Below are 19,501 nucleotides of genomic sequence, written 5' to 3'. Positions count from 1 at the left end.
ATCCGGTGTGGCAAAACCCTTTTTACGCAGTGGCAATCTAGATGACGTTCTTACCTTGGGCGAAAATGGGCAACCTGTTTATGCGTTGGCGTCGCAGTTACGTGAGGCGTTACGCCTCCAGCAACAGCCAGCCGTAGCAGATTGCCTGGCGATCCCGATCCCCAACGCGCAAGGTGACCGCATTGACTGGTATGCGCCCATTGCTGGACGGGCGATCTCCTGGCTGGCGGCTGATGACGAAGCCCGAGCGGCTGCCTTGCCGCTGCTGGAACATTTCCAGACCACCGCAGAAGCCATCAGTCTACGCGCTCGCCACAGCGGTAAAGCCAACCTGCAAATGTTTGCGACGCTGCTCAGCAAGGCCATGCAGTTCCCGGATCAGAACGCCGTTTTCCTGGTGGATGGCAAACCGGTGATCACCTTCTGGGGCTGCGTGAAGGCCGATGGCAAGATCCGTAACGCGCCTTTGGATTGCCTGTACCCGAAAGATCGCCCTGTGCCCTCCATCGCCCCACCCATTATTGAACCCATTGCTGAACCGCAACCGCCCGCACCTCTGCCACCCGTGGCGGATGACAAGCCTCATCACGCCTGGTGGCTACTGCTACTGCCTGCTGTTTTCATTCTAGCTGCCGCGATCTGGTTGTTGCTCCCTAAACCAACCCCTCAGCCAGCAATAAAAACGGTTGAGCCAGCCAAGGTACAACCCAAGCCGGTTATGACTCCCGCCGCTCTACGGTTGCCATTAGGCTATGCGGAGGTGCTGCCTCCGCCGGTCATCACGCCGGTAGTGGTCGATAAACTGGCGCTGACGTTACCCGCCGAAGCGGTAAAGGCGGGTTCTACCGCCTTCCTCAACGGCAAATGGCGCGTCACCTTGGCGATCAAGGATCCGCTGACCGGCAAACCGCCGAGCCTGCTATATCAGTTTAACCGCGGCAAGGGCACCGCCAGGATCGTACAGGGTGACAAAGTCACCTGCCGGGTCGAAGTCAACGCAGGCCTGATGCAGTCCGGCAATCTGGTGATCAACAGCCGTACCAAGGCCCGTTGCAGCGACGGCTCCCGTTATCAAATGCCGGAACTGGTGTGTAAGCAAGGTGAAGCTGGCACCGCCGCAGAATGCAGCGGGCGTTATGGCAACAACGAAACGGTATTCCCTATGACGATCAAGCGCGAGAGTAAATAATGTTGGCGACCCCCATCGTATATCCGCAGCGCGTTACGCTGATACCCAACAGCGGGATCCAATTTCTGGACTTCTCTCTTACGCCGATGTTGGACGCCGAGCGACCGGGCAAATTTGTCCGCCAGACTGCCAACGGCCCACTGCTGCGGCTGAACTATCATCCGGCCAAAGATCGCTATTTCCTGCCGGTAGCCCCAGGCGAACCGGCCGAAATGGTGCGCCCGGAATTCAGCTTTCCTTTGGAACAGTCATTGCGGCTGCTAGATCGCGTTTGGTTACCGCTGCCGTTCTTACGCTTCAACCCGCCAAACAGTTTTCTCAGCGGGCCGGACAACTGGGCGCGTATGCAAATCAGACGTTTGGAGCAGCCGGACCGGCAAGGCCATACGCTGCGCATCACGTTGGCATTTGACACCCAAACCTATCCTGCAGGGCATGAAAACCAACAGTTGGCGCCTAATCAGCAGGACATCGCTACTGGCCTGAGCTTTGCGCTAGCGCACCATAGCCAGGATCTGGGTGATTTCCTGGATGCCACCTGGGTTGACGGCTGGTTACGCGAGGTCTTTACCCAACAGGCCATCGCACTGGAACAGCGCCCGGAACGCAATATCAACGTTTCGCTGCGTGAATTTGAATATCAGGCGCACTACCTGAACTTGCTGGAACTGCTGGCCAGCCAGTTAAACGTACCTAATATCACCCTAGGCAGCTATGTGCAGCAACCCGCAGTGAATGTGGATTTGATCCTCGATGTCGGCAACTCCCATACCTGCGGCATCCTGGTAGAAGATCACCCGGCGGAACGCAACGGCTTGAAACACAGCTATGAACTGCAACTGCGCGATCTCGGCGAACCGCATTATCTACACCAAGGCCTGTTTTCCAGCCGCACGGAGTTCGCCCCCGCCAACTTTGGCAAGGCGAATTACTCGTTTGAAAGTGGCCGCGACGATGCTTTTCGCTGGCCCTCCCTGACCCGAGTCGGCCATGAAGCCTGCCGATTGGCTCTGCAGCGGCAAGGCGATACGGCATCTACCGGCCTGTCCAGCCCACGGCGCTATCTGTGGGATGAGGAAAGCTACGCTCCCGGCTGGCGCTTCAACCGTATGGCAGAGCACAGCCTGCAGGAGCCGCCTGCCATCGCGACGCCATTGGCTCAGTTGATCAATGACCAAGGCCAGCCGTTATCCAGCCTGCCAGCGGAAGAGCGCCTGCCGGTTTTCACCCCAAACTACAGCCGCAGTTCGCTGATGGCCCTGATGCTGAGCGAACTGTTGGCCCAGGCGCTGATGCAGATCAACAGTGTGGCCCAGCGCCTTTCTTTGCGTGACGGCGCAGCACCTCGCCGTTTGCGTAATATCATTCTGACCCTGCCTTCCGCTATGCCGGTACCGGAACGTGAAATCTTCCGCCAGCGGATGCATGAGGCGATCGCGCTTGTGTGGCAAGGCATGGGTTGGCATTCGGCAGATGAAGACTTGAACGGCATAGCCAGTTCGGTGCCGGTCCCCGCCGTGCAGATGGAGTGGGATGAGGCCACCTGCGGCCAGTTGGTCTATCTGTATAACGAAATCCAGGTCAATTTCGCGGGTCAGGCTGAGGCGTTCTTTAGCGCTATGGCACGTCCGGACTCCGCTGAACCGGGGAAAACGCTGCGTATTGCTTCGGTGGATATCGGCGGCGGCACCACCGATTTGGCAATCACCCAGTACCGTCTGGAAGAGACGGCTGGCAACAACGTCAAGGTGACTCCGCATCTGTTATTCCGTGAAGGGTTCAAGGTGGCAGGCGATGACATTCTGCTGGAAGTGATCCGCCTGTATCTGCTGCCCGCCCTACAGGCCGAATTCAAACTCGTCGGCGTGGCAGAACCGGCAGCGCTGATGGCCGAACTGTTTGGCCAGGACGAGAGCCCAGTGCTACAGCAACAAGTGACACTGCAACTTTTCATCCCGCTCGCTCAGGCGATCCTGGAACGCTATGAAAGCTTCACCCCGGTGCAGACTCGCAGCGAGATCGACGCCGTGCTAGGTGAACTGTTGACGCAAAGACCTACCGATAACGTATTGAAATATATCAATGCTGCGGTACAACGCGGTTTACCGGCAGAGGCGGAGCTTTTCGATGTTTTACAAACGCCGCTAATCCTGCGGCTGAACCACTTGCACGCCGAATTCCTGGCACCGCGCATGGCGCTTACCCGCAATCTGCGGTTGTTGACCGAGGTGATCGCCCTGCACAACTGCGACGTGCTGCTGCTCACTGGCCGCCCTTCCCGTTTCCCCGGCATTCAGGCCCTGTTCCGACAGCTACAGCCGGTGCCGATCAACCGCATTGTTTCGCTGGATGGTTATCACACCAGCGGCTGGTATCCTTTCAGCCAGCAAGGGCGGATCGACAATCCCAAATCCACTGCGGCGGTCGGTGCCATGCTGTGCCTGTTAGCGCTGGAATTGCGCTTGCCGGGCGTATACTTCAAAGCGGCCGATTTCCGCCCTTATTCAACGGTGCGTTATCTGGGGCGCCTGGACGCGGACAACCGCCTGCCTGCCAATCAGGTTTTCTATGCCGACCTCGATCTGGATACCCCAGATGGCGGTTTGGACAACAGCGTCAGCTTTGCCCTCAACGGTGCGTTGTGCCTGGGATTCCGCCAGTTAGATAACGAGCACTGGCCCGCTGCCCCGCTGTTTACCCTGACGATTATCGATCCGCAGTTGGCGCGTAACCTGGCTGGCGATAACCTGTTACGGGTTAAAATTGCCCCGCAGCCGGACTCCCCCGCTCGCTGGAGCATCACTAGCGCCGAACTGGAAGACGGTAGCCCGGTGCCCACCGAACATTTGCAACTCAAATTGAATACGCTGATCGACAGTGCCACCGGGGCTACCCACTATTGGATCGACAGCGGGAGCGTTTTTGCATGAAGTCAGCCATTTCCCCAATCTCCCCGCTTAGCCCGCGCTGGCCGTTATTAAATCAAGGTATCGCTCAGGCGCTGGTCTGGGCGGATAATGTCCGCCTGCAGACGCCGCGTTTTGCACTGGAAGCGCCAACCTTGATGCTTAACTTGCGCCGATGTCGCATCCGGCTTCAGCGGCTGGCGGCCGCCGCCACTCAACGCGGAGCACTGGGCTTTTATGGCCGTTCGCAAGCGGCAAAACATCATCTTATCACCTCGCTAGCTACGGCCGAGCCAGACTGCCTGGCGACTATCTTCGCCGGTAAAACGCTGGATTTCCTGACGCATATCCGCCCGGGGCACTCCACCGTAGGGATAGCGATCCGCTTTAGCCACGCCGTACCTCAACAAGATCCTGATTATCCGGTGCAGCTTCAGTTGCTGACGGCGGCGGAGTTAGTGTGGATGCTGGCGCGTAGCAGTCATACGCAACAGACAATAGAAAAAACAGAGGTCGAAGAGCTCATCGCCTCTTTGACAAAGCGTTGCCAACCTCAGGCAGTGCCAGGTATCGGTGCCGATGATATCGTCACCCTCTGGGATAGCTTGCGCAGCGACGACCCACAGTTACAACATCGTTGGGACAGCGAATACTGGCCAAACGCCTTGGCTATCGCTCCCTATCTGTCCGTTGACGACCGGGCGCAGCTGTTTGCCCCGCTATGGGGGCAAGAACCAGCATTAACCGCCTGTTATCGCCGTCTGGCTTATCGGTTGGATCAACTGGAGGGCGCAGCAAGCGTGCTGGCTCCGCTCAGCCTGCTGACGGATGAAAATCAGCAACCCAGCTACGGTATCCTGACGCCAGCAAGCCTGGAAGAGACCGATGACAAGGTTCTGCTCAAACTCGATAACGGCGTGATAACGATGCCCTTGGCAGAGCTGAGGTTATTGACCGCAGAGTTGCTGATCCCTTTACAAAGCCACCCGGCCCATAGCGGCTTTGCGTCAACCGACTATCTGGATCTTCCTGCCTATAGGGCAGATGACGAGAGTCTGCAGCAGGCCAAGAGCCTCACGCTGCTGCAACGTTATAGCGACCAACAGGCCATGCAAGCCTTGATCGTCTGCCATGCGGCGGCCTGCCGTGAAGAAGCAACAATGGTCGGCCAGGCGCTGGATCATTGGGTACAACAACATCAGGAAGCCGATAGCCGTGGCCATCCCGATTTGATCTGGGCATTTACCCCGTACGATCGGCGTTCGTCGGCCCATTTTGACCAAGCCGTACAACGTTACGTTGGCCAACCCGGCGAGGTTTGGGGAACGCTACTGGCGATGAATGAAGATGAAGTCCGGCGTATGACCGACTACCTGCTCACTTCGGTGAATGTCGCCGCCCGACATAACCGACTGCAACAACGTTTCGAAAGTCATGAGCAAGAGTTACGACACAACCTGCTTGGCCGCTGGTTCAACGTGGCAACCGAGGATAAAGCGCCCCTCGCCAAGGCTACGGTAAAAGCGTTGCAGGGCCGCACCACGCTGCATGGCGAACTGCTGGAGCACCTGTTGCCAGACCGCAACGCCCTACTGCCACTCTTTTGCCAGCAGCAGCAAAATCGCCCACATAACGACGATCCTTTGGCGATCGAGCTAGATCTGTTTGAGGAGCAACCTACAGCGGCATCTCCACTAGAGTCTGGTGCTAACGTGGTATTGCAGGTGCAACAGCTATGGATCACCCAACTGCGTAATCTGGCCGATCATCGTGCGTTAATCGACCTGCTGGCGGTTGAAACAGCCACCTTGACCACGCTGGCCGATGAGTTGATCACCGCCAGTTTCCGGCTGGATATCTGGCAACGCTTAGGGAATGCCTTGGCCGAACCGGGACACGTGGGCCACAGCAGGGAAAATCACGTCGAGCGGCAAATCGCCTGTACCTTGACGGTGCTGGGGGATTTTGTTGCCTGGCTTGGCTTCCAGCTGCGCCCGCAGGCACAACGACCAGAAAGCCGCATTAACCGCGGCCATAAGATCTTTACCAAACCCAGCCAGAGCGCCGAGCTACGCATGACCGCGTTACCAGCAGAACCGATCAACAACACGGCGCTGTATATCTACGATTGGCTGGTGGGGTTGTATCAATTAATCGCTGAGAATGCGGGCCACGGCGGTGCGCAAGCGCTGAGTGAACAGCAGCGTGAAAAGTTGGGGAGAATTATTCAGGGGATGGGTTAGTTCAACAACCTCTCTCCCAACGGGGAGAGAGGCTATTCAATTAAAAACGGTCGATCTGCACAATCTCATCAACCGGCAGCTTACCAATGCGCGGATAAGGTTGGCCGATGCCCTTGCCAATCGCCACCATCAGCGCAATCTGGTAGTGCTCTGGCTTATTGATGATCTTGCCCACGGCGTCAAAATCAAAGCCGTCCATTGGGCAAGAGTCATAACCTTGAGCCTTGGCCGCCAGCATCAACGTCTGAGCAAACAGGCCACTGCTGCGCATTACTTCATCACGCTGTACCTGAGCCTTACCACGGTAATATTGGTCGACAGCGGGCAGCATAAACTGTTGCACCGGTTCCGCCGCTTCACGCCAGATATTTTTCACCTGGGATTCCCAACTGGACAGATCGCCACACAGCACAACCAGCATCGAGGCATCGGTCACCTGCGCCTGGCCCCAGGCCACCTCGCGGATATGCTCACGCTGGGCACGATCTTCGATCAGCAGCGGACGCCAATGTTGCAGGTTGAAAGCACTAGGGGTGTTTTGCAGGGCAATATTGAGCAGCGCCTTCTTCTCATCCAGCGTCATCACATGCTGGGTATCGAACTGTTTGGTCGCGCGGCGTTGCTCAATAGCGTCAAGTGTATGCATTACTTCATGTCCTTTGATTAAGTTAACCCGCTTATTGTCGCTTTTTCGCAGCCTCTGTCCACCGGGATTTGTGCTCCATTTGGCTCAGGCATCCCCTGCCGCCGTCAAGTAAAATAGCAACGTCTATTTTCGCATTTTAACCTACCCCCTTCAGGCACAGATAAAAGCGTCAATAACATATATTTTTATAATGAAACAATGGGCCGACATTTTAATTTTGAATAACAGAAATTGCTTCGCATGCGTTTTTATAGACAACCCCAGTTATTTATAGTTAATCTGTATTACTGATGATAAGGGAGGTTAGTATGGAAAAAGAATCAAGGACGCTATTCGGTCATAAAACTCCGGCGATGGAGCAACTAGTCGAGCAGTTGGAACAGGCTCTACGCGATAGTCCCTTGGCACCCGAAGAAAAGCTGGCATTACTGATGCGGATTTGCATTTTATTATTCAGAGCCAATAAGACGGATAGCGCTGAGATGAAGGTTTCAGATGGCCGCATGCTCAAACTTAGCTTGGAAAAACTACCCACCACCTCACATTAATGCTTGCGGTGGCTGTTCTTATGAAAGAGGCATGGACATGACCAAGACAAGCAACATCATTAATGACCAAAATGAGTTGGTGGCCAAACTGGATCGACAACTCAATGAAAGTATTAACAATAGTCAACTGGAAACGGTAGAAGTATTATCGGTGGTTATGGAGCGTTTTTTCTCATTGTATGCTGAAAATGAAGGCCATATCGCCGAGGCGAAATTTACGGATTCAGGCGGCGAGCATTTTTGCTTTACGCTCGAACTTACGGTGCCCTCAGCGCCGCCACAGCGGCACTGATAATGATTCATAGCGTGTTTTTAATGAAGGTATGGACTACATAAGGAAGCGATATGTCTAATTTGATTTACGCAAGTATTAACGGCAAGAGACAGGGCCTAATCTCCGCCGGATGCTCATCGCTGGACTCTATTGGCAACCGGTGCCAGGCCGGCCATGAAAATCAGGTGCAGGTATTAGGTTTAAATCATAGCATCAGCCGCGAACAGAACGTCTCCCACCACCCGGTACATTTTATTAAGCCAATCGATAAGTCATCTCCGTTACTAGGTGTGGCAATAACGGAAAATGAACCGATAGACATCATTTTTTACTTTTATCGCGTCAATCCCGCTGGCCAGTTAGAGCTTTACTACGAAGTTAAATTGACCGACGCCACCCTTGTCGACATCACCTGCATCTACCCCCACTCCATCGATGAGGGTGACAAAATGCCGTTTGAAAAGGTGCAGGTAAAGTATAAGTCCATTAGCTGGAGCCATAAGAGCGCGGGCACTTCGGGTTATAGCATCTGGGATGACAGGGTTTACTGATTATCTAGGCCAGATACCCTCTTATGGGTGTCTGGTATTTTTTATTAACACAATTTCATATCTCTTACATATTCGGTCGGCGCATTCCAGGATTTTCTTGGGCAGGTTTTATAGCCGTTCGTTTTAAGGCTATAGCCCACATAGAATGAAAAAAACAAACTAATTACTGCCCCTACCATAGCAAGCAGGGCTAACCTACCAAATAGTTTATTGTTCACTTTTATCGGCATCCCTCTTAATTGAAAATAAAGCGGAACAGACAAAAAGTAAAGCAGAAGAGGAGTTGCAAACACAATCACCCCTACTCGCCACGAAAAAACGATGACATCACTTAATCTAAAGAAGTCTATATAGCCGCTTAAAGAAAGCCAACAAACCCAACATACAAGCAATAAAAGAAAACCCACAAAGACGCTATAAAGCGGTCTGGTTACATCATCCATGACTGAGTCTCCCTTGAGTGTTAAAAAAACCTTCTGCCAAACATACTTCTCCTCATGCACTAAATATTTTACTATTGGCATAATTTGATATCTTTCACATATTCATTAGGTGCAACCCAAGACGTTTTTGAACACACTTTATACCCTCTACCTTTCAGATCGTGACCGATATATATCGAAGAGAACAGACTAATTACAGCGCCAATTATAGCTAAAATAACCAATGAGTTGCCCAGTTTATTATTCGTTTTTATGGGTTTATTCATTATGGGGGGATAAAATACCACATATAAGAAATACAACATTAAAGGAGCGCCAAATATCATCAACCCAACTACCCAAGAAAAAATAACGATGTCGCTTAATCTAAAAAAAGCGACATACCCACTTAAAGAAAGCCAACCGAGCCAGCATGTAAGCAACAAAAGAATGGCTGCAAAAAGTCCATGAATCGGTTTGGTTACATCATCCATGACTGAGTCTCCCCCAAGCATTAAAGAATTGGTCGGCATGATACGGTGAATTATGTGATTTATATGACTTCATGTTTTTAATTATTGATTCGCTTATTTTATATTTATTATCTAACCAGAACAAAGCAAAAGTAATTCCAACCCCAAATAAAAATATGCCACCTGCAATAATTAAAACGCTAGATCCTGTAAGCATAGCAGCTGTCGCTGTCGTTTTTAACCACCATGTAGCCCCAATTGACACCGCCAACTTAGCCATATCCATAGTTAAATTCACAAAAAAATCGGTCAAACCATATTCGTCTTTTAGCAACAGCTCAACGGCGCGATAAGCGGCGGAAAATACAATACAGAATCTTGCCCCACCAATAATGCCATTTTCAATACCTCTGGTCCCGATACCTATATCTAATATTCTGTGGTTATCAATCAGGTAGCGGGTAGCATTTAAATACCTTCTGATGCCAGGGTATCCCGACAACCGGATGTAACGATTGCCATTTCTCCCCACGTATTCGGTTGCCGTGATGCCAAACCCTCTCAGCTCCATCGCGATCCTACCCACGGACAGTGACTCGGCGATATTGCCAGCAAAAGACGACATCGGGTCGGTACAGGAAAACATCGCATCCTTCCACGATTGGTTGGCATTGGGATCGCATAAGGTTTTTAAGAAATACTGCGCCTCCTCTACCGTGAGTAAGGCATACATGTTCTCATCTTTCATTTCGTTGAGCTGAGCATGCAGCTTTTGATAGTTGATATCCGCGTGCTGCCGTTTAAAATCAAGGTGATCTTGCAGGCGGTAGTCATCTTCAACAAAAGTTTGCGAAACCGGATCGTATCTCATAAGCCTTCAGTCCCTCGATTTAGCCTAAGTCAATACAGTATATGAGTTTGTCTGTCACAATCCCATAAATTTCTCTCACCAATGCGAGAGCCGTCAGGTTTTCTTAGCGTGGTGGAAACCATGCCACATACTTGCATATTAGCGGGTCACGTAACGGGGAATAGGGTTTTGCAGTAAATTTATCCCTTTCATTACATTCACAGAGCGAATGAATAGCACTGTTTTTGGCAGAAAATATCACTCATGTTAGGCGCTTTTTATTTTCAAGTTAACAACCCAAGAATATTCTTATTTATGTGCGATTACCTGCCACATAATACAAAAACAATGAAATTAAATGAGTAACATTATCATTACGGCCGTAAAATCATTAAATTACTCCTAAATAAGTAGATCCCTTTGATATTTCGCAATGAAGCGAGAGTGGCTAACCGCCGATAATATTTTTTCTTTTGAGCAAATATCATGACCGATAAATATAATAACGACTCCCCGCCAGGGATTAGCCGCCGTCACTTCGTTAAAGTGAGCAGCGCACTAGCCGCAGCCCCGCTGGTTGGCGTTCGATTTGCCTATGCCAACGAGGGTACCCACAACGATACCTCGGCTGGAGCTGTGCCACCAGAACGCATCATTCCGACCTGTAGCAGCTTTGACTGCGGCGGTAAATGCGATATCCGCGCCCATGTGCAAGACGGCATGGTTACCCGTATCACCACCCTACCCGATGCCGAGTTTGATCCGGAAATGCCGATTATGCGCGCCTGCGTGCGTGGCCGCGGCTACCGTAAATTCGTCTATCATCCCGACCGGCTTAAATACCCGATGAAACGCGTCGGTAAACGCGGCGAAGGTAAGTTTGTCCGCATCTCCTGGGATGAGGCGACCACGTTAATAGCCGATAACATGAAGCGGATCACCGAGAAATACGGCCCCGCCTCGCGCTTTGTGCATAACAATACCGCAGTTACTGGCGGCGCGTTCTCTGGCGATAAAATGGCTCGCCGTCTGCTCAGCCTGACCGGCGGCTACCTTGAGTATTATCACTCGGTCAGTATGGGTAACACCGGTGCGGCCACTCCGTATACCTACGGGGCCGCGGCCAGTGGCAACACCTTGGATACCCTGAGCGAGACGCCACTGGTGATCCTGTGGGGACATAACCCTACGGAAACCATCTTTGGCCATACCAACCACTATTTTCAGCAGATGAAGCAGAACGGCACCCGCTTTATCGTGGTTGATCCGCGTTACTCAGACACCTCGTCTTCGTTGGCGGATCAGTGGATCCCGTTGCGGCCCGCCACGGACAACGCGCTGATGGATGCGATGATGTACGTCATTATCAGTGAAAACCTGCATGATCAGGCGTTTATCACCCGCTATACCTTGGGCTTTGATGAGGGTTCGATGCCGGAAGGCGTGCCCGCCAACGAGTCGCTGGTCGCTTATCTGATGGGGGCTAAAGACGGCATCAAGAAAACCCCAGAGTGGGCTGAGGCTATCACCCATGTCCCGGCGCAAACTATTCGTCAGCTGGCGCGTGATTACGCCACGGCCAAACCGGCTGCGCTGATCCAAGGCTGGGGGCCGCAACGGCATAATTGTGGCGAGCGCACCGCCAGAGGTTCAACGCTGTTGGCAACCATCACCGGCAACGTGGGTATCAAAGGCGGTTGGGCTGGCGGCTATGGCGGCATTGGTAACCGTAAATTTACCACTGGTCCAGAAATGCCAGATAACCCGGTAAAAGAAAAAATCTCCATAATGAACTGGGTGCAGGCGGCGGATGATGCCAGCAAGGTCACGCCCGCAGATGGCTTGACCGGTGGTGACCAGCTCAATAGCAATATCCGCCTGCTGTTTTCCTTGGCGGGTAACTATCTGGCCAACCAAAACCCGGACATCAACCAGGCCGTCAAGGTGTTGGCCGATGAGTCCAAGATTGAATTTATTGTGCAAAGCGATCTCTATCTGACGCCCAGCGCAAAATATGCCGATGTGTTATTGCCCGAAACCAGCTTTATGGAACGTTGGAACATCGGCGAAACCTGGGGAACGGCGAACTATTTGATCTTGTCTGAAAAACTGATTGAACCTGAATTTGAACGCCGTTCCGATTACGACTGGATCCGTGAAGTGGCCCAGAAGCTGGGCGTGGAGCAGGAATTCAGCCTTGGTCGTAGCGAGAAAGAGTGGATCGTGCAGATCTGGGAAAACTCTCGCAAGGCCATGCCGGATGAACATTTGCCGACGTTTGATGAGCTGTTGGTACAGCGCCGCCACCTGTTCAAAGGCAAGCCGCATATTGCCTTTGCCGATAACATTCGTGACCCACAAAACCATCCGTTCCCGACGCCGTCAGGAAAAATCGAGATTTTCTCCAAACGTCTGTATGACATGCACCACCCGGAAATTCCTGCGTTGTCCCATTATGTTCCCGCTCATGAGGGACCTGAAGACCCACTGGCGGCTAAATACCCGCTGCAGTTGATCACCTGGAAAGGCAAGAATCGGGCTAACTCCACCCAATATGCCAACCCGTGGTTACAGGAGGTGCAGACGCAGAAACTGTGGATCAACCCGGCAGATGCCAGCCACCGGCACATTGCGCAAGGAGATTACGTTCGTATCCACAACGATCGCGGCGTGACGCTGGTTCCGGCAGAGGTTACCCAGCGTATTATGCCTGGCGTGGTGGCATTGCAAGCGGGATCATGGTGGCAGCCTGACGCCAACGGCGTCGATCATGGCGGCTGTGCCAACGTGCTTAGCTCTGCGCGGATCACCGCGTTGGCGAAAGGTAACTCTCACCAAACGATGCTTGTGGAGGTTGCCAAAGCATGAGTAAATTTATCGAATATGCCCCTGTCAGCGATCGCCAGCTTGGGTTCTATATTGACTCCTCGCGCTGTTCCGGCTGCAAAGCCTGCCAAGTCGCTTGTAAAGACAAGAATAATCTGGAAGTCGGGCGGCGCTTTCGTCGCATTTATGAGGTCAAGGGCGGCGGTTTTGTCTCTACCGGCCAGGGCGGTTTCCATAACAACGTATACGCCTACACCCTGTCGATATCCTGTAACCACTGCAAGGACCCGATCTGTACGGTTAACTGCCCAACCACCGCGATGCATAAGCGCCCCGGTGATGGCATCGTGCGCGTCGACACCGATAAGTGTATCGGTTGCGGCTATTGTGCCTGGTCGTGCCCGTACGGTGCACCACAGCTCAACGAGACTACCGGTCAGATGTCAAAGTGCGATTTTTGCATCGATTTACAAGCCGCTGGGGAACAACCCATCTGCGTGGCAACCTGTCCGTTAGGGGCCATCAAGTTTGGCCCTATTGATGAACTGCGGGCGAAATATGGTGACCTTTGTGATGTGCAGGGTCTGCCTGACTCCGCCATTACTCACCCTAATCTGGTCGTCAAACCGCATCAAGGTGCAGAACAGGGGAGTAAATAATCATGCATGAATGGCCTCTTATCATTTTCACCCTGCTGGTGCAGGCTTCCGTCGGTATCACCTTGTTCACCACCTTTAGCCTGGTGCTGGCCAAGCAAGGGCTGGGCAGCCAGGAAAAGCGTCGTTATGCGCTGCCTTTCATGCTGCTCGCCTTTATCTTCGGGGCACTGGGTCTGATGGTTTCAACTGCCCACCTGGGGTATCCGCTGAATGCGTTCCACGCCTTGCGGCATGTGGAAAGCTCCTGGCTGAGCCGTGAAATCATCTTTGCCAGCCTTTATCTGGCGTTTTTAGGACTGGGGACACTGATTGCTCTGCTCTCAAAACGGCTGCCGGTCGGTTTACTGCTGATTGCCTCGCTACTGGGGATCGTCGACGTCTTCTGTATGAGTGCCATCTATGTTCACAGCTCTGTAGTGACCTGGATGCATTTCAACACCTACCTGATGTTCTTTGGTTCGGTACTCAGCCTGGGCGCGGTTGCCAGTCTGTGGTCGCTGGCGATCCGCCCCGATCTGCCCTCACAGCTGATGAGAAAGCTGGCAGTGACGGCAGTGGTCTTGCTGATTGCCATCACGCTGTGCCGCCTGCTGGTACAACCCGTGTATATGGAGTACCTGACCTCGGTGTGGAATAGTGACGTTGTCACCTTCCCTCATCAACCGTTGGAAGCGTTTGCTCAGTTGGCCAGCCTGCGTTTCGCCTCGTGGGTCGTATTGATCGCTGGCGTGTGCGCACTGGCATTCTGCTGGCGTTCCCAACGCATCAACAAGCGGTTGCTTACCTTGGGCAGCGGGTTGATTGTGGTCGCTGAAGTGCTGTTGCGCGTTGGCTTCTTCAATATCCAATAACCGCAGACTTCTCTAGTCACATGGGGGGCGCCAGAAGCCCCCCATGAATTACTTCATCGTTTTGGCATCGTTATTGACATATACCTGATGGCGTTTGTGCATTTCCAGCGCGTCATTGTAGTTGTTATACAAGGTCTGATAGCGTTCCGCACAGTAGACGACCAGCAACGGCAACAATGCACAAAGGTTTAGCGGGATAAATTGCGCAGTGATCTGCAATGCCGCAAACACCAGGCAGATCGCAATAGCCCACAGCTGCGAAGCCAGCAGCCAGAGCAGACCACGCTGCCAACGCGTCAACTTGCCGGTGAACTCCCAGGGAGCAGCAGGCGCAGAGTTGGCGTCCAGCGTACCATTGAGTAACTCCCCAAACAGCACATAGCGTCGTGTCCGGCTGGCGAACGCCAGCATAAACAGCGTCACCGCCCCCATCAGGATCATAAACGCGACGATAAAGGCAGGATCGGCATAGCCGGGAGCCAGGCTAAATGCGGGCTTACGGGCAATCGGCAAGACCAGGGCGAAATTGGTTAGCAGATTCAATAGCAAATCTTCGGCCACCAATCTTGGCAAGCGGCGCTGCCGAGGGCGATAGCTTTCGGGCTCACTGTAGGACTTCAAGGCCAGCAGGATATTAAATGGAGTTGATTTGCCTAGCTGAACCACCATCAAGGCTGGCAGCACCAAGACACCAAGCAGCGCAATCAAGGGATAATGCCAGTCTGGGCCGCACAGCCATATCAGTCCGCTCAGCGCCGCCGCCAGGCACAGTATGACCAAAGAAGCCCAGCCAGGCTGGTACAGCAATTTCGCCATCCCTGCTGTTTTACGCTCTGTATACTGGCCCGCGATGGCTTGCGGATTTTTAAACACCCGCAAGGTGAATACGCTGTACGCCCAGTAACCTTGACCATCGCGCATCATGCTCCAGACAATCGACAGACAGATCGCCCCCAATCCGGCAATCATCTCCGGCAGAGTAATGTCAATGACGTTGCGGATCAGTGACGAGGTCAGAATAGCGGAGACCAACACCACGGGGATCACGGCTCCTCGCATGTATCTTTGGCTGAAAGTAGTCAATATTGGCATCATATCGCCCTTATCCCGCATGCTTAACACTGCTGCCAACGATATGGTAATAGTGTTGGATATGGTAATCCTCGTCAGCCCCGTAGTGCTCCGCCAACAGGTGGCTGAGGATTTTCTTGTTGCTGATCTCCAGATAGCGGCGATGTCCCATCTGGGCACACCGATCCATACTTTCACGCCAGCGCACGGTATGGATAAGGTGCAACGCCAAATTTTCCTTGATCTGCGCCACGTCGTATTCCGCTTTGCCACTGCTGTTCATGATCAGCGGGCAAACCGGCGAAGAGAATGGCAGGTCGGCCAATGCCTGGCGCATCTGTGCCACCCCATCATGCATCAACGGTGTATGCCAGGCACCATTGACGCCCAACTTGATGGTATTTACCCCATGGCGCGCCAGATGATTAACCAGGGTTTTAACGGCGGTCAGTTCCCCTCCTACCACTTGCTGTTGGTGCCCGTTGTCACAGCACACGTTGAGTACGGTTCCCAACCCAAGATTGTCGATCTGCTCGCGCAGCGCATCATGACCGTAGGGCTTGACCACATACATCGCCCCTTTGCGCTGTTCGGCCAGGTTTTGCATGATGGTCGCGCGCAGCCTGATGGCGCGGAACATCATTTCCAGATCCATCACCCCGGCGGCATACAGCGCGGTATATTCACCTGCGCTATGCCCGGCATAACCGCTTTCCAATACGGGAGCCCGTTCGCGTAACAACGTCAGCATGGCGGCGTTAACGGTGGTGACGGCCAACTGCTGATAAAGGGTTTTGGTCAGGCGTGTCATCGGCCCTTTCTGGCACAGTTTGCGTACATCCAGCCCGGAAACATCGCTGGCACAATCCCACACCGCCTTGGTGCCTGGTGAAACATCACAGACATCGCTGCCCATGCCGATCGCCGGGGATCCTTGTCCTGGGAAAATCATCATCCAACCGTCCGCGACGTTAGTTGCGGCCGGTGTATTACCAATTGATTCGCATGCCTGCATAGATATTTCCTTTTTCTCCGAAGGTGCCAAACTCACTCTCTTTACTGCCGAAGCTGGCGGCAACGCCGGTATAAGCCTCAATGTTGTGTTTGAGCGGCGTGCTCAGGTGTAAATTCAGCACGTTGCTGCCATCTACCAGGTTGACCATGCCGGAGACCGACCAGTCGACACTGCCAACCTGCTCTTTATTGGTGCGCGTATAGAGGGTGAGGTAGTGTTTGCCGAGCAGGTCGCCGCCCCGCCCAACGTTATCGGTTTCTGCCGCCATCATGCGGGAGTACTGCTGATAGCCGTCACGGAGATCCGCCATGAACGGTGGAGGTAGCGGTGGCAATGACTGACCGTAACCCCCATTGACGAAGCGAATGGTGTCGACGTTGTCCTGCCACTCACTGCGGCTGTAGCCCTGGCTCTGACCATAATATTCCGCGCCGTATTCGCTTTGATCGCCAGTGGTGTAACGCAGGCCAACGCCGATATCCGCTTGCACACCATTGGCGCGCATCTTGTACGGCTCCTGCACATTGGCAAGTTGGCGCATGGCACGTGCGCAAGCCATGTCCAGGTGACGCCAGGTCTGCCCATGGGAAATCGCCCCCTCAACACTGAGGATCAGCATATCCGTCAGGTTGCCACTGGTGCCTAACGCCACGGTTTTCCGATCGCCAGCCAGTAGCGAAAAAGTCGGGTTGAATGCCTGCAGACCGGTCGCGGTGTAACTGGCATAGTATCTGTCGGTACTGTTGGTGCGCAGGATCGCGTCCCATTCCGAGGCGGCTTCCTGACGCTGGTTGTTGCGCTTGAGGCGCGGAAAGGCCGCTAACGTGAAGGTCCCTTCGTTGCGGTACCATGAGCTGCTGATGCCATACGCCCCTTCATCGTAGAAGTTGCGCCCGCGATCCCCCAGGCCAAACACTCGCACGCTACGCATATTGCTGCTGATATTGCGCAGCAGGTCGAGCGGCGCAACCGAGAACAGATAACCACTGGTTTTACGTACCTTACCGGCATCGATATACCCACTGTCGCTGACCGCCCAACTGGCAGTAGCCTCGTTGAGTATGCCCAGCCCCTGGCGGCGTTGATCCTCCAGAACTCCCGGCTGACGTGCCTGGATAGCGTACTCACCACTGACCTGCGCCTTGACGCTAAGGGTCTCGGTCAACGTGCAGCGCGCCACGCCGGAAAGGTACAGATTGGCTATAGCGTTGTTACGAAATGCCGGGGCGTCAAACTGCCATAATGAGTCCGAGGAATGGGACGATATCCCCTCCATGCCTGCGTAACCGCGCTGGATAAGACAGTCAACCGCCCAACTGCTGCTACTATAGGCGCCCACCAGCAGCAGAACCCCGCTAATAGGGGATCGCCTGCTTGCCATCAACCGCCCAACCTCAGCAGATACTCTTTCTGGAAGTTGCTTTCCGGCAACGATTCCAACCGGATGTCGCTGTAACGCATGGTGGTGTAGTTATCCTTGCGCAGCGCGTCTTCCACCACGATGGTAGTTGGCCGCATCTGGCCCAACACCTGCTGATAATCGCGATAGTACGAACGCTTGATCGGCACACCGTCGGCGGAAAGGAAATCGGCCCGGCTAGGGAAACCGGTGTCTTTTTCCACCCAGTAACTGATCGCTGGATAAGTGACATAAGGCCAACGGCGTTGTAACGAAAGTTTGTAGCAGATCGTCTGGCCACAGGCCTCTTCACCCACCAGCTGGGAGATATAGGAGTAATCAAAGTCTGCGGCAACCACGTCACCGTTGGAGATCTGCCCCACCAGGCGTTGCTGGCGGGAAATGGGGATCGGGCGCCGCAGGTCTGGTGCGTAATACCACATTTTGTCCAAATCGGAGAGCAAGGCTTTGCCTTTGTCACGTACCGGGGAGATAAAGCGCACCAGCGCACGCGCATCCCCTTTCTCTATCTGCTCCGAAGGCTTATAGAAGCGCATGGAAATATCCAGCACCTGCTGGTTCTCCGTGACATCACGCCCTCCCTTATGCTCCAGCAGTGTCAGCGTATAGCGGAAAGGCCGGCCGGGTGCCCTCACGCGATCGGCACGACGGATAATCTCACGGGCCTGCTGATCTTCCTGGGTCAGGCTGTTCAGTTGATGACGATCCAACGGTTCTGCCGCCTGTACCACACCCGACAGACCCAGTAAAACCAGGCATCCAGCTAATTGATATTTCATGGGAACGGTCCTTGTTTATGGGGCTATATATCCAGCATCATGCCAAGATCGGCAATAAGGGTGCTGCCACGTATCGCACTCGACTGGTCAGAGACCAGAAACGCGGTAATGTTGGCCACCTCTTCCGGCTCCACCTTCCAGCGGCGCGGCGCGTTATTCCAACGTTCGAACATTGCTGACCACAGCTCGTCCAGATACGGCAGCATATCGGTATTCACCACCCCGGCGCAGATGCCATTGACCCGGATATTGCGGTCATACAGTTCCACCTCCAGGTAGCTAACCAGATTTTCCAGTGCCGATTTAGCGATGCCTAGCGGATATTTTTCCAATACGCGCTGGCTGCCTAGACTGGAAATCACGCAGATCGTACCGCCCTGAGGCATCATCGGTACTACTTCCTGTACGCAGGCGGTGTTGCCGATCAGGTTGGTATTGAGCAACAGCTTCCAGTCGCTGCGCGTCATGTCCATAAAGGCTTTGAACGGCGCGGCGGCGGCATTCAGCACCAGATGATCGATACGTTCGATCCCCTGCTGTCTGAGCTTTTTCACCATGTCACTGATATCGCGCGGTTCGGCGATATCCGCTTTGGCCAAGGTCACCTTCACGCGGGTTTCTGCTGCGACAAAGCGTTGCAGGTTGGCCGCACTTTTCCCCTGATCCTTGCGGTAGTTGAGGATCAGGTCATAGCCCTCTTGCGCCAGTTTTTCGGCGATCGCCATACCAATGCCACGGCCTGCGCCGGTAATGAGTACGGTTTGTCCCTTTGACATAT

At 53.7% G+C, this 19,501-nt stretch carries 18 protein-coding genes; 9 read left to right on the top strand and 9 right to left on the bottom strand.

The features are described 5' to 3' along the window. Window positions 1–7: 7 nt before the first annotated feature. Genes ACX9GU_RS13685 through ACX9GU_RS13675 form a run of 3 tightly spaced genes read left to right on the top strand, consistent with a single transcriptional unit; the run spans window position 8 to window position 6,338 of the window. A complete protein-coding gene (locus tag ACX9GU_RS13685) occupies window positions 8–1,189 on the top strand; it encodes an SrfA family protein (RefSeq protein WP_473191878.1) in 1,182 nt (393 codons plus the stop codon). After that, window positions 1,189–4,119, top strand: a complete 2,931-nt coding sequence (locus tag ACX9GU_RS13680) for a virulence factor SrfB (protein WP_473191877.1) — start codon at window positions 1,189–1,191, stop codon at window positions 4,117–4,119. Before ACX9GU_RS13685 ends, ACX9GU_RS13680 begins: the two co-directional genes overlap by 1 nt. Continuing rightward, window positions 4,116–6,338, top strand: coding sequence for a virulence factor SrfC family protein (locus ACX9GU_RS13675; RefSeq protein ID WP_473191876.1), 2,223 nt, complete (start codon window positions 4,116–4,118; stop codon window positions 6,336–6,338). The genes ACX9GU_RS13680 and ACX9GU_RS13675 overlap by 4 nt, the downstream gene beginning before the upstream one ends. A gap of 40 nt (window positions 6,339–6,378) precedes the next feature. On the opposite strand, the gene ACX9GU_RS13670 is transcribed toward ACX9GU_RS13675, so the two are convergent. Next, complete coding sequence (locus tag ACX9GU_RS13670; protein ID WP_024530294.1) at window positions 6,379–6,984, bottom strand: nitroreductase family protein; 606 nt, start codon at window positions 6,982–6,984, stop codon at window positions 6,379–6,381. A gap of 308 nt (window positions 6,985–7,292) precedes the next feature. On the opposite strand from ACX9GU_RS13670, the gene ACX9GU_RS13665 reads away from it, so the two are divergent. From ACX9GU_RS13665 to ACX9GU_RS13655, 3 genes are read left to right on the top strand one after another with little or no spacing between them, the layout of a single operon-like run. Next, window positions 7,293–7,532, top strand: coding sequence for a hypothetical protein (locus ACX9GU_RS13665; protein WP_473191875.1), 240 nt, complete (start codon window positions 7,293–7,295; stop codon window positions 7,530–7,532). 37 nt (window positions 7,533–7,569) lie between these two features. Further along, window positions 7,570–7,824, top strand: coding sequence for a hypothetical protein (locus ACX9GU_RS13660; protein ID WP_473191874.1), 255 nt, complete (start codon window positions 7,570–7,572; stop codon window positions 7,822–7,824). 53 nt (window positions 7,825–7,877) lie between these two features. Beyond that, a complete protein-coding gene (locus ACX9GU_RS13655) occupies window positions 7,878–8,357 on the top strand; it encodes an Hcp family type VI secretion system effector (protein ID WP_094981255.1) in 480 nt (159 codons plus the stop codon). A 44-nt stretch (window positions 8,358–8,401) separates the two neighbouring features. On the opposite strand, the gene ACX9GU_RS13650 is transcribed toward ACX9GU_RS13655, so the two are convergent. From ACX9GU_RS13650 to ACX9GU_RS13640, 3 genes are all read right to left on the bottom strand, one after another. Then, window positions 8,402–8,800 carry a DUF1240 domain-containing protein gene (locus ACX9GU_RS13650; protein WP_473191873.1) on the bottom strand — a complete coding sequence of 133 codons (399 nt, stop codon included), beginning with the start codon at window positions 8,798–8,800 and terminating at the stop codon, window positions 8,402–8,404. 71 nt (window positions 8,801–8,871) lie between these two features. After that, window positions 8,872–9,273: a DUF1240 domain-containing protein gene (locus ACX9GU_RS13645; protein WP_473191872.1), complete on the bottom strand. Its 402-nt coding sequence runs from the start codon at window positions 9,271–9,273 to the stop codon at window positions 8,872–8,874. Then, the gene (locus ACX9GU_RS13640; protein ID WP_473191871.1) at window positions 9,266–10,123 is read right to left on the bottom strand and encodes a hypothetical protein; all 858 of its coding nucleotides are present in this window, start codon (window positions 10,121–10,123) and stop codon (window positions 9,266–9,268) included. The genes ACX9GU_RS13645 and ACX9GU_RS13640 overlap by 8 nt, the downstream gene beginning before the upstream one ends. Before the next feature lie 465 nt (window positions 10,124–10,588). Here ACX9GU_RS13640 and ACX9GU_RS13635 point away from each other — a divergent pair, with 465 nt between their 5' ends. From ACX9GU_RS13635 to ACX9GU_RS13625, 3 genes are read left to right on the top strand one after another with little or no spacing between them, the layout of a single operon-like run. Continuing rightward, window positions 10,589–12,970 carry a DMSO/selenate family reductase complex A subunit gene (locus ACX9GU_RS13635; RefSeq protein ID WP_473191870.1) on the top strand — a complete coding sequence of 794 codons (2,382 nt, stop codon included), beginning with the start codon at window positions 10,589–10,591 and terminating at the stop codon, window positions 12,968–12,970. Then, window positions 12,967–13,587, top strand: a complete 621-nt coding sequence (locus tag ACX9GU_RS13630; protein WP_065685822.1) for a DMSO/selenate family reductase complex B subunit — start codon at window positions 12,967–12,969, stop codon at window positions 13,585–13,587. Before ACX9GU_RS13635 ends, ACX9GU_RS13630 begins: the two co-directional genes overlap by 4 nt. Before the next feature lie 2 nt (window positions 13,588–13,589). Next, complete coding sequence (locus ACX9GU_RS13625; protein WP_473191869.1) at window positions 13,590–14,438, top strand: dimethyl sulfoxide reductase anchor subunit family protein; 849 nt, start codon at window positions 13,590–13,592, stop codon at window positions 14,436–14,438. Between the two features lie 48 nt (window positions 14,439–14,486). Here the strand turns inward: ACX9GU_RS13625 and ACX9GU_RS13620 are convergent, their stop codons facing one another. Genes ACX9GU_RS13620 through ACX9GU_RS13600 form a run of 5 tightly spaced genes read right to left on the bottom strand, consistent with a single transcriptional unit; the run spans window position 14,487 to window position 19,499 of the window. Beyond that, window positions 14,487–15,533, bottom strand: a complete 1,047-nt coding sequence (locus tag ACX9GU_RS13620) for a hypothetical protein (protein ID WP_473191868.1) — start codon at window positions 15,531–15,533, stop codon at window positions 14,487–14,489. 7 nt (window positions 15,534–15,540) lie between these two features. Further along, on the bottom strand, window positions 15,541–16,524 hold the full coding sequence (locus ACX9GU_RS13615; protein WP_473191867.1) for an ACP S-malonyltransferase: 984 nt from the start codon (window positions 16,522–16,524) through the stop codon (window positions 15,541–15,543). Then, window positions 16,499–17,905: a hypothetical protein gene (locus ACX9GU_RS13610; protein ID WP_473191866.1), complete on the bottom strand. Its 1,407-nt coding sequence runs from the start codon at window positions 17,903–17,905 to the stop codon at window positions 16,499–16,501. The genes ACX9GU_RS13615 and ACX9GU_RS13610 overlap by 26 nt, the downstream gene beginning before the upstream one ends. Then, a complete protein-coding gene (locus ACX9GU_RS13605) occupies window positions 17,905–18,723 on the bottom strand; it encodes an outer membrane lipoprotein-sorting protein (RefSeq protein WP_473191865.1) in 819 nt (272 codons plus the stop codon). Before ACX9GU_RS13605 ends, ACX9GU_RS13610 begins: the two co-directional genes overlap by 1 nt. A 23-nt stretch (window positions 18,724–18,746) precedes the next feature. Beyond that, window positions 18,747–19,499 carry an SDR family oxidoreductase gene (locus ACX9GU_RS13600; protein ID WP_473191864.1) on the bottom strand — a complete coding sequence of 251 codons (753 nt, stop codon included), beginning with the start codon at window positions 19,497–19,499 and terminating at the stop codon, window positions 18,747–18,749. Window positions 19,500–19,501 lie beyond the last annotated feature (2 nt).

This window comes from Serratia sp. K1WW1 (assembly GCF_055790865.1).
Note: the sequence above shows the minus strand (reverse complement) of the source record. Positions and strands in the feature narration are given on the sequence as shown.